Below are 17222 nucleotides of genomic sequence, written 5' to 3' on the forward strand. Positions count from 1 at the left end.
ATGGATGACACATCACCCCTCAGTGAGGGGAACCCACAAGTTGGGTACGGGGAGGGGCGCCGGGGAGGGCGCAGCAGAACGAGGGGGGTCGACCTGCTGGATCTCACTGCGGCTCAACGTGCCATGTGGTTCGCCGAGAACCTCGACGACGACCACTCGATCACCATCGCGCATTACCTGGACATCCTCGACGACGGTCGTCCGTTCGACCGGGAGCTGTTCCGTCGTGGCGTCATCGAGGGTGCGCGGGAACTCCAGACCGCCTACACCCGGATCGCCGAGGTCGACGGCACACCGATGCAGTACATCGACGAGTCGCTGCCGTTCGACGTGGTCGAGCTGGACCTCCGGGACCGGCCCGATCCCCTCGCGGCGGCCGACGACTGGATGCGCGCGGATCATGAGCGTCCGGTCGACCTGCTGAACGACCAGGTCGGCTTCGCGGCGTTCATCCGGGTGGCGGACAACCGTACCTACTGGTACATGCGCGGTCATCACATCGCCTTCGACGGTTACGGCGCGCTCGTCTGCCTGCACGAAGCGGTGGCGCGCTACAACGCAGCGGTCGCGGCCGAGACCCGCGTCCCACCTCGGCGCGCGACACTCGCCGAGGTGATCGCCGACGATGCCGCCTATCGCGAGAGCACGCGCCACGAGAAGGATCACGCGTTCTGGGCGCAACGCGCCGCCGGACTGCCCGAACGGGTGTCGCTGGCCACACATCCGGCCACCACCGGCATCAGCAACGAGACGGTGGTCGCGGCAGGGATGCTCGACGCCGACCTCGACAGCCGTCTGCGGTGTCGCGCCCGAGAGCTCGACGCCTCCGTCGCCGCGGTCCTCACCGCGGCCTTCGCCGCCTTCCTCGCCCGGATGTCGGGCGCCGACGACATCGTGCTGAGCCTGCCGGTCACAGCCCGCACGACCGCCCGGATCAAACAGTCGATGGGCATGATCTCCAACATGCTCCCGCTGCGCGTCGACGGGGTGGGCGCGGTGACCTGTGCGGAGGTCGTCGCCGCGGTCACCTCCGAGATCACCGCGGTTCTCCGGCACCAGCGGTACCGCTCCGAGGACATTCGCGCCGCAGCCGGTTTCGGTGACGCGACCGGCACATCCTTCGGTCCGCTCGTGAACCTACTGCTCTTCGACAAGCCGATCGAGATCGACGGGGCGCACGTCAGCTATCACATGCTGTCCGCGGGCATGGTCGAGGACCTGGTGATGAACGTCTTCGCCGCGGGACCCGAGGCGCCGCTGGAGGTGGGCCTCCATGCCAACCCGGCCCTGTACGACCCCGAAGAGTTGCGCACCCATCGGGCGCGGCTGCTTCACGTTCTCGAGCAGTTCATCGAGGCCCCGGATCGTCCGGTGGCGGCACTGGACCTGCTCATCCCGGGTGAGCCGGCGGCGGTCGAGCGGCTCGGTGACGGCGGTCCGGCGGTCGGCGTCGCCGGCGAGCACATCCTGGCTCCCTTCGCACGACAGGTCGCCGCGACGCCGGATTCGACCGCGCTCGTCTTCGGGGACTCGCGCCTGACCTACCGCGAGATGTCGCTGGCGGTGGGCGAATTCGCGCGCGTGTTCGCGGACGAGGGAGTCGTCGCGGGGGATCGGGTGATCGTCGCTCTCGACCGCTCCCCCGAACAGGTGTGCTCGATCTATGCGGCCGTCGGCCTCGGGGCGGTGTACGTGCCCGTCGATCCGGCGGAGCCGGAGGAACGACGCCGCGCGATCGCCGCGATCGTCTGCCCTGCTCTCACCGTCGACGCGGCGTTCCTCGCCGACCGTGGGATCGATGCGATCGACGCCGGGGCGGGTCCCCGGGCCGAGGCGCCACCCCTCCACACGCGTCCGTTGCCGCATCAGCCCGCGTACGTGATCTTCACGTCCGGCTCGACCGGTGTACCCAAGGGTGTCGAGGTCGACCACGCGGCGATCGAGCACCGCCTCGCGTGGATGCAGCGAGATCACCCGATCGGCGCCGACGACGCGGTGCTCTACAAGACCCCCGCGACCTTCGACGTGTCGGTGTGGGAGCTGCTGTGGCCCCTGCAGACAGGTGCGCGGATGGTCATCGCCGCACCGGATGGCCACCGGGACCCCGCCTACCTGCGGAACCTCATCGACGAGGCCGAGGTCACCGTCCTGCACTTCGTCCCGTCCATGCTCGACGCCTATCTCGACGTCGTGGGTCAGACCGAGAACGGGTCGGGTACGCCGACGTCGCTGCCCGACCGGGCCCGCTGGGTCTTCACCTCCGGGGAGGCGCTGTCGGCGCAGCTGGCTCGCCGCCTCCGCCGGACCTCGTCGGCCGGCCTGGTCAACCTCTACGGTCCCACCGAGGCGGCCATCGACGTCACGTCCCATCGGGTGACTTCCGACGACACCGTCGTGCCCATCGGGCGACCGGTGGCGGGCACCGTCGTGCGCGTTCTGGATCGCCGCCTGCGGCCGGTCCCGGTCGGCGTCGCCGGTGAGCTGTGCCTGGTGGGCCCGCAGCTGGCCAACGGCTACCTCGGCGCGATGGCGCAGACCGCCTCCCGGTTCGTGGCCGACCCGTTGGGTGAGCCGGGTGCCCGGATGTACCGGACCGGCGACCTGGTGCGGTGGACGCAGAACGGAGAACTCGAGTACCTGGGTCGCAGCGACCATCAGGTGAAGATCCGCGGGCAACGGGTGGAGCTCGGCGAGGTCGAATCGGTGGTCGCGACGATGCCCGGTGTCGACGCGGTGGTCGTCGTGGCTCGGCGAGATCTCGGACCGGCGCCGGTACTCGTGGCGTACGTCCGCGGGACCTCCGGGGTCCCCGACTCGGACGCCGTCCGCGCCTTCTGCCGCCGGCGGCTGCCCGGCCACATGGTGCCGCTCGCCGTGGTGTTCCTCGACGCCTTCCCGACGAACCGCTCCGGAAAGCTCGACCAGTCGGCGTTGCCCGCCCCGGACCTCACGGACAAGACCACGGAGTTCCGTGAGGCCCGGACACCGGCGGAGAAGGCGATCGTCTCGATGGTCGCCGAGGCCCTGGGCCGGGAACGGGTCAGCCTGTCGGACAATCTCTTCGCCCTCGGCGCCGACTCACTCCTCGCAGCCCGCATGGTGTCCCGTGCCCGGATCGGACACGGTCTGACGATCGCCCTGACCGACGTCTTCGACAGTGACGACCTCGCCGACCTTGCTTCCCGCGCCGTCGTTGCGGACACCGTGCCGGAACCGCCGGAGCGTCGCCTTCCACCGCGCCCGGCGCGGATTCCGTTGTCCCAGGCGCAGACCCGGCTGTGGTTCATCAATCGCATGTCGCCGGCCGAGTCGACCTACAACATGTCCGGCGCGCTCCGACTCACCCACGCGGTGGATCCCGGGGTGCTGCATCGTGCGGCGCTCGACGTCCTCGACCGGCACGAAATCCTGCGTACCGTGTTCCCGGCGGTCGACGGTGAACCGGAACAGCGCATCCTCGGCACCGCGACCGCCGGCGCCGTGCTCGACTCCGAGCCGATCGATGTCGGCGAGCGCGGTCTCGATGCGGCGATCGCCGCGGTCGCCGAGGTGGGATTCGACCTCGCCGAGGAGATCCCGTTCCGCTTCCGCCTGCTCACCGGGGACCCACGCGGCGATGTCGTGGTACTCGTCGTGCATCACATCGCCGCCGACGGGCATTCGTTGCGACCACTGCTCCGCGATCTGATGACGGCCTACGAGAGCAGAAGGGCCGGGGAACTCCCGGAGTTCGCCCCGCTGCCGATGCAGTACGCCGATGTCGCCGTCGAACGCGCCGAGATCCTGGGAACCCCGGAACGCCCGTCACCCGTGCTGGTCGAGGGCCTCGAGTTCTGGCGCGCCGAACTGCAGGGCGCGCCCGACCTGCTCCAACTGCCCACCGACCGCCCGCGCCCCCGGGTGATGTCCAGTGCGGGAGACCATCTCGACGTCACGCTGGACGCCGATCTGTCCGCCGGACTCCGCCGCCTGGCCGCCACCCTTGCCGTCACCCCGTTCGCCGTCTTCCAGTCCGCCCTGGCCCTCACCCTCGGCAGGCTCGCCGCGGTGGACGACGTCAGCATCGGCACCGCGGTCGCCGGACGCGACGATCCGGCCGTCGCCGAACTGGTCGGCATGTTCGTCAACACCGTCGTCCTGCGCACCGCGTTGCGTCCGGACGACACCGTGCGGGATCTGGTGACCGCGGCACATCGTCGTTGCGCGCGGGCGATGAGTCACGCCGACGTGCCCTTCGAACGGGTCGTCGACGCCATCGCACCGCAACGGTCGCCGTCCCATTCGCCGCTGTTCCAGGTCGCGTTGAGCGTACAGACCGACCAGTTGACCGAACTGTCGCACTGGACCGGCTCGGCGGAACTGCTCGATGCGCGCGTGCCGGCGGCGAAGTACGACGTCACCGTCTCGGTGACCGAGCGTGCGGACGACTACGCGGTCGAATTCGCTTATGCCACCGACCTGTTCGACGAGACCACGGTCCGTGGCCTGGCGACCCGGCTGCGTCGGGTCCTCACCCAGATGGTGTCCGCGCCCGACCGCGCACTCGCTTCGATCGACCTGCTCGAACCCGACGCGCTGCGCGCGCTCGCCGCACCGCTTCGCGGTGCCCAGCCGGAGACGACCCTCGCCGAGCTCATCACACGGGGATTCGCCTCCACCGATCCTTCCGCCGTCGCCCTGACGGGCGATGTCGGGGCCGGTACCGGACGACTGACCTGGGCAGAGGTGGCGACCGCGACCCATCAGCTGGCCCGCCTGCTCGCCGACCGCGGAATCGGTCCGGGAGACGTTGTCGCCGTGAGCATTCCGCGATCCCCTCGGATGGTGCTCACCGTGCTCGGGGTGGCGATGAGTGGCGCCGCCTTCGTCATCATCGACGCGCGGTTGCCGGTACGACGCCGAGCGGCGATGCTCGCCGACAGCGGCGCCGCGCTGGTGATCACCGTCGACTCGGTGGTCGCCGCCGACCGTGCCGCCGACCCGGATGGCGCACCGCAGCAGCGTGACCTGGGTGTCGAGGAGTGGCTGCTCGACGATCTCGAGGTGGAGCTGAACATCGCGGGCCGCCGCGACCATCCGGTCGCCGACGCGGACCGGACCCGACGCGCCCACGTCGACGATCTCGCATACCTGCTCTTCACCTCCGGTTCCACCGGGCGGCCGAAGGCTGCGGCGGTCACCCACGCAGGGCTCGCGGAGATGGTCGCCGAGCAGCAGGCCCGACTCGGCGTGACCCGGGAGTCCCGCGTACTACAGCTCGCCGCACCGGGTTTCGACGTCGCGGTCTGGGAGATCATCCTGGCGATCTGTGCGGGTGCGGAACTGGTGATCAGTCCGCCCGATGTATTCGCCGGTCCCGAACTCGCCGACGTCATCACCCGGCACCGGGTCACGCACGCCTGCGCCACGCCGACGGCGCTCGCCACTGTCGACCCGGCGGAGATCCCCGGCGTCGAGACGATGATGGTGGCGGGGGAGGACTGCCCGCCGGAACTCGTCGCGCGGTGGTACGCCGACGGCCGGGCCCTGCTCAACCTGTACGGCCCCACCGAGACCACGATCTGGGTGACCCTGTCCACGCCGTTGTGCACGACGGCGCCGGTGACCATCGGCCGGCCGATCTCCGGAGTCGGGGCACGGGTTCTCGACCCGGGGCTGCGCCCGGTGCCGCCCGGTGTCGTGGGCGAACTGTATCTCGCAGGGCGTGCACTCGGACGCGGCTACCACGGACGTGCGGGACTCACTGCAGGCCGGTTCGTCGCCGACCCGTTCGGGACCGGCACCCGGATGTACCGCACCGGCGATCTCGTCTCGTGGACCTCTGCAGGGGAACTGATCTATCACGGTCGCAACGACTTCCAGATCAAGATCCGCGGCATGCGGGTCGAGCCGGGGGAGGTCGACGCCGTTCTCGTCACCCATCCCGACGTCGGGCACTCGGTGAGTGTGGGTATGCCGACGCCGGCCGGCGACACGGTCCTGGTCTCCTATGTGACGGGCGTGCCGGGGCGTGGTCCCGCCCCCGAGCAGATCGTCGATCACGCGGTCGCCCATCTGCCTGCGCATCTCGTCCCGCACACCGTCCGGGTGCTCGACGAGTTCCCGGTGACCCGCACCGGCAAGGTCGACCGGCGCGCGCTGCCTGCCGTCGAGATCTCTCCCGCCCGCGAATACGTCGCCCCCCGAAGCCGTCTCGAGGCGGCCGTGGCACAGGTCTTCGCCGACGTGCTCGGACTCCAGACGGTCAGCGTGCACGACGGCTTCTTCGAACTGGGTGGCAGTTCGCTGTCGGCGACCAAGGTGACCTACCGGGTGGAACAGCACATCGACCGGCGGGTGCCGTTGGCCCTGCTGTTCGAGAATCCGACGGTGGCGAGTTTCGTCGCCGCGCTGAGTACGGTCGAGTCCACCGGTGCGGGACGTGTTCTGACACCCCGGGAGCGGCCGCACATGGTCGACCTGACCGGTGTCCAGCGGGGACTGTGGTCGCTCAACCAGATCGACCCGTCGTCGTCGTCGGCGTACAACGTGGGACTCACCCTCGAACTCGACGGTCCTCTGGACATCCCGGCCCTGACCGGGGCACTCGGCGACGTCATCGCCCGCCACGAGTCGCTCCGGACGCGCTACCCCCTGCACGAGGGGCGTCCGGTGCAGGTCATCATCCCGGCCGTCGACGCCCTGCGCGGTTTCCGGGTGGCCCTCGTCGACACCACCCCGGACCGCGTCGAAGAGGAGATCGCCGCCGTCGTCGAACCGGGCTTCGACCTGACCGGACCCAGCGCGGTCCGCGCCGCGATCCTGCGACTCGCCTCCGACCACCACCTCCTCGTGTTCGTGGTGCACCACATCAACGCCGACGGCGGTTCGTTGCGGCCGTTGGCCCGCGACCTCACGACGGCCTACCGTGCCCGGATCGGTGGGCAGGCCGGCCCGTGGACGGCGGCGGTGAGCCCGACCCGGGTCCAGTACGCCGACTACGCGATCTGGCACGCCGAGCGACTGTCGGCCGAGGCATCCGGCGGGATCACCGGGGAGCAGGCTCAACTCGAGTACTGGGAACAACGCCTGGGGACGGTTCGCGAACCCGCCGTGATCCCGACGGACCGGCCACGACCCGTCGAACCCCGGCACCGCGGCGGCGTCGTCGACGTGAGCGTCCCACCCGAGACCGCGACGGTCCTCAAACACCTCGCACGCGTGAACAACACCACGCAGTTCGTCGTGATGCACGCAGCGCTCGCCGTGCTGATCGGTCGGCTTTCCGGCAGCGAGGACATCGTCATCGGTACGCCTTTTGCCGGTCGCGACGATCCCGCCCTCGCCGACATGGTCGGCATGCTCGCGACCACGGTGCCGCTGCGCACCCGTCTGCGTCTCGATGAACCCTTCGACGAGCTACTGCGTCGCGTCCGGACCGAGGACGTCACCGACCTCGCCCACGCCGACGTCGCCTTCGACCAGATCGTCGACCATCTCAACCGCGCCGAGAAGGGGCCGGCCCGCCGCGGCCGGCACAACCCGCTGTTCTCGGTCATGCTCTCGTACCAGAACCTCGACATCCCGGCGATGCGTCTCGACGGTCTGTCCGTCCGGCTGCGGCCACCGTCCTCGTTCGCGGCCAAGGTCGATCTCGAGGTCATGGTGTACCCCGACGACCTCGACGGGGTGGACCGGGGTGGTGCGCTCGGTGGCCAGATCGCCTACGACACCGACCTCTTCGACCGTGCCGGCGCCGAGCGGATCGCCGAGCGATACCAGAACCTGCTCATCGACATCGCCGCCCGCCCGGGGACGCCGGTGGGCGACCTCTCGGTCTGGGCCGACGGGCAGTCCGCGGAGGTCGTCGACGACGAGCAACCGCTCCACGAACTCGTGTCCACGGTCGCCGCGGCTGCTCCCGATGCGGTGATCGGCATCCCCGGGGCGCCCTCGGTGACGTTCGCCGACCTCGAGGCCACCTCGGTGGCCATGGCGTTCTCCGTGCCGGACGAGGACCCGTCCGAGGCCTTGACGGTCGCGGTCACCACGCTCCTCGCCGACGCGGACCGGACCATCGACGAGGTGTTCGCGTGCATTCGCACCGCGGCGACGACCGCGCTTTCCGGAGGCGCCGACGCGATGACCGGTGAATCCCGGCGGAATCGGGTGAAACGCGCGTGACGTCAGACACCTCGGTTTCGCGCAGCGTCGGGGCGCGCACGTCCGCGGGGTCAACACATCAGCCGGCGGCGCTGCGCAGGCTCACCTTCGCCGCGACCCACGCCGCCGACGCCGAGGCGATGGTCGGCGTCAACGGACCGGTGAGCTTCCGCGAGTTGCACCGGCGGGTCACGGTCGCGGCGACCACCCTGACCGCTCGCGGCGTCGACCCGACCCCGGCGGTACGCGCAACGGTCACGGCTCTGCTGCCGCGAACGGGGACCACTCCGGCACAGTTGGCGGCGACGGCCGGTGAGGTCCTCGCCGACCTGGAACGGCGGATCGGCGATGTCCTCGGCGCGGGCGATGTCGAATCGCTCCCGGGCCTGTTCCGGGTGTCGGCACGCCGGCGCCCCGACGCCGTCGCCCTCACCGATCTCCACGGCGCAACGATCACCTACCGCGACCTCGACGACCGGACGGAGCGACTGGCCCGCGCGCTCGCCGTCGCCGGCGCCGGGCCGGAAACCCTGGTCGGCGTGGCGATGCCGAGGTCGGCGGACCTCGTCGTCGCGCTGCTCGCGGTGCTCAAGACCGGTGCGGCATACCTGCCGCTCGACCGGACCCATCCCATCGCGAGGTTGCGCACCATCGTCGACGACGCGGCGCCGGTGCTCGTCCTCGCCGACCCCGAGACGGCGGCCGCGTGGTCGGACATGTCCGCGCGGATCTCGACACCCGACGATCTGACGGCCTGGGCGGAACCGCTCCCGGCGACAGGCCTTCCCGAACGCGTAGGGGCTCACTCGAGTGCCTACGTCATGTACACCTCCGGTTCGACGGGGGTGCCCAAGGGGGTCGTGGTCACCCACGACAACGTGATCTCGCTGATCGTCGCGCTCGACGCGCTGGTCGAGAGCACACCCGACGACGTGTGGTCGATGTTCCACTCCTACGCCTTCGACGTGTCGGTGGGGGAGATCTGGGCCGCACTTCTCGCCGGGGGACGCCTCGTCGTGCTCGACCACGCCACCACCCGTGCCCCGGACGACGTGGTCGAGGTGTTCGACCGCGAGGGCGTCACGATCGTCAATTTCACCCCCTCGTCGTTCTACCAGTTCGCGGCGGCGGTACGACCGCCCCACGGCTCTGCACTGCCGGAATCGGTTCGACGACTCCACTTCTCGGGCGAGCTCCTCGACTACGAGCATGTGCGCAAGTGGCAGGCCGACCGCACCGCCGACGGTTCGCCGACCAGACCGGGAGCCGACGTCCCCGGTCCGCAGCTCAACAACATGTACGGGCCCACCGAGACCACGGTGTACATGACGCGCCGTGATCTGACCTGCGAATTCGTCGAGACCGCAACGGCTTCCGACATCGGCGCACCGCTTCTGGGTTCCCGTGTGCACGTCCTCGACGGCCGGCTCGCGCCGCTGCCCGACGGCGTGCCCGGGGAACTGTACGTCTCGGGCGTCCAGGTGACGCGAGGCTTCCTCCGGCGCCACGGACTGACGGCCACACGCTATATCGCCGACCCGTTCGGTCCGCCGGGCAGCCGGATGTACCGGACCGGTGACATCGGCGTCGCCCGCAACGGATCGATCGAGTTCGTGGGCCGTCGCGACGGACAGGTGAAGCTGCGCGGATTCCGCATCGAGCTCGGCGAGGTCGAGTCGGCGATGTCCGCGGTCGACGGTATCGACGCGGCCGGCGCCGACATCCGGATGCGCGGGGACACCGAGCATCTCGTCGGCTACCTCGTTCCCACTGCCGGCAGGGCGCCGGACGAGGCGACCGTCCGGGCCCGGCTCACAACCGCGCTGCCGGAGTACATGGTGCCGACCCTGTTCGTATGGCTCGACGCGTTGCCGCTCACGGTCAACGGCAAGCTCGACCGCGCCCTCCTGCCCGAACCGGACGCCACCGACGAGACAGAGACCGCCGAACCGCCCGCCACGCCCACCGAGGAACGGCTCGCCGCCCTCGTCGCGGAGATCCTCGGCGAGACCGAGATCGGCGTCACCGCATCATTGTTCGACCTCGGCGGCAATTCGCTCACGGCGACCCGCGTCGCGGCGCGCGCCGCAGAGGACTTCGGGACCACCGTGGCGGCGCGCGACCTGTTCACGACCCCCTCGGTCCGTGGACTCGCCACGGTGATCGACCAGCGCCTCGCCGAGGGCGACGAGCAGGACTCCGCGCGGCCGCCATTGCGTCCGGTGGAGCGGACCGGCCCGCTTCCGCTGTCGCCGGCCCAGCGGCGGATCTGGTTCCTGGAGACGATGAATCCGGGCGGACCGGCCTATCTGATCCCGGCCGTCCTGCGCCTGCGCTGCCGGTCCGACGCCGGCCTGCCGCGCCCATGTCTGGAACCCTCGTCCGTGGCCGCGGCGCTCGACGATCTCATCGCCCGCCACGAGACGTTGCGTACGCGTTTCGTCGCCGTCGAGGGTGTTCCGCAGCAGGTCATCGACGACCCCGAGACCGCCCGGCACGACGCCCGGGTGGACCCGCCGATCGACATGCGCGGCTCTGGATCGGCGGGGGTGACGGCGACGGTCGCCGACATCGTCACGCGCGGTTTCGACCTCGAGCAGGAAGCGCCGGTCCGCGCGCGACTCATCCGGGTCGCCGACGACGAGTGGGTGCTCGTCCTGGTCGTCCATCACATCATCGGCGACGGCGGCTCGATGGCGCCGCTGGTCGCCGACTTCGTCGAGGCCTATCAGGCAAATCAGGCCGGTCGTGCGCCCGAATGGTCACCGCTGCCGGTCCATTACGCCGACTATGCCGTCTGGCATCACGAGATCCTCGGGGACAGTACCGATCCCGAGTCGCTGGCGGCACGCCAACTCGCCTACTGGAGAAAACAACTCGCCGACGTTCCGGAACTCACCGATCTGCCACTGGACCGTCCGCGGGCGGCCATGCGTGACGAGAGCGGCGCGGAACTGTCCACGGCGATCGACGCGACGACCTGGTCACGCCTGCGTGAACTCGCCGACCGCCACGACGCGACCATGTTCATGTGCGTGCACGCGCTCCTCGCGGTCACACTCCTGCGGTCGGGAAGCAGCGCCGATCTGGTGATCGGCACACCGGTGGAGGGTCGCGGTGACCGAAGGCTCGACGGCCTCATCGGTATGTTCGTGAACACACTCGCGTTGCGCACCCCCCTGCGCCGCGATGCGGACTTCGCCGCGGTCCTCACCGCCTGTCGCGAGATCGACATCGCCGCACTCGATCACGCCGACCTGCCGTTCGAGACGGTCGTGGAGGAGGTGACGACCGCCCGCAGCACCGCACACCCACCGCTGTTCCAGGTCGCGCTCGCATTCCAGAACACCGACCGGCCGACCGTCGAACTCCCCGGGCTGGTCGTCACCGAGCTCGAGGCCCCGGTCACCAGCGCCAAGGTGGACCTGCAGGTGACCGTCGTCGACCCGCCCGGGCGACCCCGCGACGAGGACACCCCGGTCGTCATCACCTATGCGACGGCGCTGTTCGACGCCGGCACCGTCGCCGATCTGGCGCGTCGTCTGCTGTCCATCGCGCATGCGGTCGTCGAATCGCCGCAGACCCCGATCGGTGACCTCTCGACCGGGGAGCCCGACGGCGTCCCGGCACTGGTGAGCTCGCCGGGCCTCGCCGCGTCGGCGGTCACGCTGCCCGGGCTCCTCGACGCGGCGGTGGCCCGGAATCCCCACGGCGTGGCGGTCACCGACGGTGACCACTCCCTGACCTACGCCGAACTCGACGCGGCCACAAGACTGTTCGCCGCGGAACTGCGGTCGCGGGGCGCACGACCGGGCGTGGTGGTCGCGCTGGCCGTGCCCCGATCGTTGTCCGGCACGGTCGCGTTCTGGGCCATCGCCCGGACCGGCGCCGCGGTCGGGCTCATCGACCCGTCGCAGCCCGGCGAACGAACCCGGTACATGACCGGCACGCTGTCCGCGACGCTCGGGGTCACGAGTTCGGCGACCGGGCTCGACGACGGCACGACGTGGCTCCTGGTCGACGACCTTCTCGACCTGACGGACCCCACCCGGTGGGCTTCGCGACCGGTAGCGCTCGACGATTCGGTGCCGGACGCCCTGATCGGCGACACCGCCTATGTCATCTTCACCTCGGGCTCCACCGGGCGCCCCAAGGGCGTCGCCGTCACACATCGAGGGTTCGCGGATCTGGTCGCCGATGCCCGGTCACGCTTCGACCTGGGTCCCGAGTCACGGGTACTGCGTTTCGCCGCACCGGGATTCGACGCCTCCGTGTTCGAGACCCTCGTCGCGGTGGCCGAGGCCTCGACGATGGTCGTGGTGCCGTCGGGCGTCACCGGTGGCCGGGAACTGGCAACGGTCATCGCCGGTGAGTCCGTCTCGCACATGACGATCACGCCGAGTGCGCTGGCCACGGTGCCCGCCGCCGAGGCGTTCCCCGACCTCCGGGTCGTGTGCGTTGCCGGCGACGCCTGCTCACCCGAGCTCGTCCGCGCGTGGTCGGACGGCCGCGCGATGTACAACCTCTACGGACCGACCGAGGCCACGATCTGGTCGACCGCCTCCGCCGCGATGCGTCCGGGACTGCCCGTCACGATCGGCGGACCCATCGCGGGCGTCGGTGTGCTCGTCCTCGACGCGCGACTCCATCCGGTGCCGCCCGGCGTCGCGGGCGAGCTGTATCTCGTCGGGCCGGCGCTGGCCGCCGGCTACCTGAACCAGACCGCTCTGACCGCGGAGCGATTCGTCGCCGCACCGTTCGGGCGGCCGGGCGACCGGATGTACCGGACCGGTGACCTCGTCCGCCGACGCCGCCGGGACGGCCGATGGGAACTCGACTTCCTCGGTCGCAGCGACTTCCAGGTGAAGATCCGCGGCTTCCGGATCGAGACCGGCGAGATCGACGCCGTCCTGGAAGGCTCTGCAGGGGTCGACTTCTCGACCACCGCCGGTATCGCGCATCCGACGTCGGGCGAGACCGTGCTGGTGTCCTGGGTCCACGGCACCAACGGTGCGGCCGTCGACGTGCCGGCGCTGACCGCCCACGCGGCGCGGCATCTGCCTGCGCACATGGTGCCGACCGCAATCGTCCCGCTCGACGAGATCCCCCTCGCCGCCACCGGCAAACTCGACCGCGCCGCGCTGCCCGCGCCCGAGTTCTCCCGCGGCGTCCACATCGAACCGCGCACCGACACCGAACGCGCGGTCGCGGCGGTCTTCGCCGAGGTCCTCGGCATGGACGGTGCCGAAGACGGGCCGGGCGTCTCGGCGCTCGACTCGTTCTTCGATCTGGGCGGTACATCTTTGTCCGCGACCCGAGTGGTCGCCCGGCTCGGCGCGGAGTTCGGCGTCGAGATCGGGGTGCGGGTGATCTTCGAGGCCCCGACCGTCGAGGCCCTCGCATCGCTGCTCGACACCGGCGAACTCGACGGCCGCGCAACCGGTCCCGCACCCGGTGTGGTGCCGCGGCCCGCGCCGGTCCCGTTGTCCTACGCCCAGCGGCGGATGTGGTTCCTCAACCAGTTCGACCCGGGCTCTGCCGCATACGTGATCCCCATCGTCGTGCGACTGCACGGCGATCTCGACGTGGACGCGATGCACGAGGCGATCAACGACGTGGCGGAGCGGCACGAGGTGCTCCGCACGATCTATCCCACCGGTCCCGAGTCTCCGGACGCCGAACCCGTCCAGGTGGTGCGCGCGTCCCACCCCGGCCTGGTCCCGGTCGGACACACCGTCATCTCCGGGATCGCGTCGGACGGTCTGCTGGCCGAGGAGATCACCGCAACGATCTCTCAACCGTTCGACGTCACCCGCGATCTGCCTGTCCGAGCGCGAATCCTCAGCTCGTCGGACACCGACCACGTGCTCGTGATCGCGCTCCACCACATCGCCGCCGACGGCGAGTCGGCGCCGATCCTCGCCCGCGAGGTGGTCGAGGCCTACGACGCACGCCGCTCCGGCCGGGCACCACGCTGGACGCCGCTGACCCTCCAGTACGCGGATTACGCGGTGTGGCAACGGCATCGCCTGGGGGAGCCGGCCGACCCGGACTCGGAGATGTCACGCCAGCTGTCCTACTGGAGGCAGCAGCTCCGCGGGCTGCCGGACGTGCTGCCGCTGCCCCTGGACCGGCCGCGCACCCTCAGACCCGATGCCAGGGCGGCGACCGTGCGGTGGTCGTTGCCGGCGGCCGTGGTGGCCGGTCTTCGACGCCGCGCCTCCGAACAGCGCGCGACGCTGTTCATGGTCTTGCACACCGCGGTGGCGGCCGTACTCGCGCGGTTGACGTCGACCGCCGAGATCGCGGTCGCGACACCGGTGGCGGGGCGCGGACACCGCGTTCTCGACGAGCTGATCGGTATGTTCGTCAACACCGTCGTGTTGCGCGTCGACGTGGACCCGCAGCTCACCGGCGGGGCCCTCCTCGACCGGGTCAAGCTGGCCGACGTGGCCGCCTTCGATCACTCCGAGGTTCCGTTCGAGCGCGTCGTCGACGCCGTCGATCCGCCGCGCACAGAGAATGTCGAGCCGTTGGCACAGGTGATGCTGGTGCACACCGCCGGTGCCGAACCGGTGATGGCCGGCGTGACCATGGACCACCTGTCCGCCGAGTTCGTCGAGATCGATGACACCACCGCGAAATTCGACCTCACCATCGGTACCCGGGAGGGTGTCGACGGGAAGCTGGCCGGGTCGATCACGTACGCCACCGCGCTGTTCGACCAGGAGACCGCGGAGACGATCGCCTCCGCGCTACAGTCCACCCTCACCGTTCTGGCCGACGACCTCGACGTGCCGGTCGCCGACATCCCGCTCCTCACCGACGTCCAGGAACAGACTCAGTACGAACTCGGGCTCGGCCGCGTCGTGCCCCTGCCGCCGGCGACGCTGGTCGATGCGGTCGTCGCCGGGTCCCGGATCTCGCCGGACGCGGTCGCCTTGCGCTGCGCCGGTCGGTCGATCACCCACCGGGAGTTCGCCGCCCGGGTGGCAGTGATCGCCCGGGAGCTGATCGCCGCCGGTGTCGGGCCGGAAGACAGCGTTGCGGTGAGCATCCCGCGATCGGTCGAACTGGTCGTCGCGATCCACGCGGTCCTCGCCGCGGGCGGCCAGTACGTCCCGGTGGCAACCGATGCGCCGGTGGACCGGGTGCGGTACATGATCGACACCGCGGGAGCGGACATCGGTCTCGTCGCCCGCGGCGCGGGCGCCGGTCCCGTCACAGCAGACGACACCACGATCGGCGGCGTCGTGGACCGGGTGATCGTCGTCGATTCCACGATTCCGGTCGATCTCGACACCGCCCCGGTCGCAGATGCCGAACGACGGACGCCGCTCCTGGCCGATCACGCCGCCTACACCCTGTTCACCTCGGGGTCGACGGGACGGCCCAAGGGGGTGACCGTGACCCACCGCGCGGTGATGAACCGATTGGATTGGGGCATAGAGGAATTCGGTATCGGCCCGGACGACGCGGTCCTGCTGAAGACGCCGGCGACCTTCGACGTGTCGGTGCCGGAGCTCTTCGCACCGCCGATGACCGGCGCCCGGATGGTCATCGCGCCCGACGACGCGCACCTCGACCCGCACGCCATCGCCCGGCTGATCGACGACGAACAGGTCTCCACCGTGCACTTCGTGCCGTCGCTCCTGACGGTGTTCGTCGAGGTGCTCGAGCACACCGCGGGCGGGATGCTGCCGAGTCTGCGACACCTCTACTGCTCGGGCGAGGCACTGGCGCCGGCCACTCTCGCCGAAGTCCGCGCCGTCCTGCCCCGAGTGCAGGTGCACAACCTCTTCGGCCCCACGGAGGCGGCGGTGGAGGTCACCGCCGCCACACTCGGCGATCACCGCGAGGTGGTCCCGATGGGCCGGCCGATCTGGAACACGCAGGGCCTGGTCCTCGACGGCCGTCTGCGGCCCGTACCGGCCGGTGTCGCCGGCGAGTTGTATCTCGGGGGTGTCCAGTTGGCCCGTGGATATGCCGCGCGCGCCGATCTGACCGCGGATCGTTTCGTCGCCGACCCGTACGGGCACGGGGGCAGGCTCTACCGCACCGGAGATCTCGTCCGTCGCAACCGTTCCGGGGAGCTCGAGTATCTCGGTCGCAGCGACTTCCAGGTCAAACTCCGCGGCCAGCGGATCGAGCTCGGCGAGATCGAGTCGGTGCTCGCGACCGTCTCCGGGGTACGACAGGCCGCGGTGACCCTGACACGGGCCCCGGGCGGCGCGGAACACCTCGTCGGCTACCTCATCGGACCCGAGAGCGCGGACAGCCTCGGCCGTGCGCGGGAGGCGGTCGCGGGTGCGCTGCCCGCGTACATGCGGCCCACGCTGTGGGTGACCCTGACCGATGCGCCGCTCAGCAGTGCCGGCAAGCTCGACCGGAAGGCACTTCCCGCACCGCACTTCGACATGCTGGTGCACACCGAGTCCGACGCGGAGCCGGCGACGGACACCGAACGCGTCGTCGAGGGGATCGTCGCTGCCGTCCTCGGCGTCGAACACGTGCCGATGACCAGCTCGTTCTTCGCCCTCGGCGGCGATTCGATCGCGTCGATCCGACTGACGTCGATGCTGCGTGCCGCGGGTTTCAACCTCACCCCGCGTGACGTGTTCGGCGCCGCAACGGTCCGCGAGCTCGCGCAGCTCTCCCGGCACGAACCACGCGCGGTTCTCGACGAGCTGACCGGCGGCGGCACCGGACCGGTCGCGCCGACGCCGGGCGCGGCGTGGATGCTCGACCTCGCCGATGGTGTCGACGACATCGCCGACTTCTCACAGAGCACGGTGCTGACGCTGCCGGCCGACATCGACGAACACGCCCTGCGCGCAGTGATCGTCGCGGTCGTGGCGGCGCACCCGATGCTCACCGCGTCGTTGCAGATCGCCGCCGACGGCGAGCCCGTCGTGACCGCCGGAGCGGGCAGCGCCGACGACGCCGTGGTCGAGATCCTCGACCACTCGGGTCCGGTCTCCGATTCGGCGGCAGCGACTCTCGACGAGTCGGTGCGGGCGGCACACCGGCGCGCCCTCGGTACCCTCTCACCTGAACGGGGACGACTCGTCGCCGCGGTG

Annotated in this window: 2 protein-coding genes (1 of these 2 running past the window's edge); both read left to right on the forward strand. The window is 70.6% G+C overall.

Annotation, left to right across the window (positions count from 1 at the left end; translation table 11 throughout):
- A complete protein-coding gene (locus GKZ92_RS09890; protein WP_155225227.1) occupies positions 1-8163 on the forward strand; it encodes an amino acid adenylation domain-containing protein in 8163 nt (2720 codons plus the stop codon).
- A protein-coding gene (locus GKZ92_RS09895) for a non-ribosomal peptide synthase/polyketide synthase (protein WP_155225228.1) crosses the window boundary here: on the forward strand, positions 8160-17222 show its start. It continues 16995 nt past the right edge of the window; the window shows 9063 of its 26058 coding nt (coding positions 1-9063); the start codon lies at positions 8160-8162; its stop codon lies beyond the right edge, outside the window. The genes GKZ92_RS09890 and GKZ92_RS09895 overlap by 4 nt, the downstream gene beginning before the upstream one ends.

Origin of the sequence: Gordonia sp. 135 (assembly GCF_009720185.1) — a bacterium.
Lineage (GTDB): Bacteria > Actinomycetota > Actinomycetes > Mycobacteriales > Mycobacteriaceae > Gordonia > Gordonia alkanivorans.

What these genes read in the sequence shown, in the direction of transcription:
- GKZ92_RS09890 (WP_155225227.1), top strand. Translation starts at nt 1, where the DNA reads ATGGATGACACATCACCCCTCAGTGAGGGGAACCCACAAGTTGGGTAC.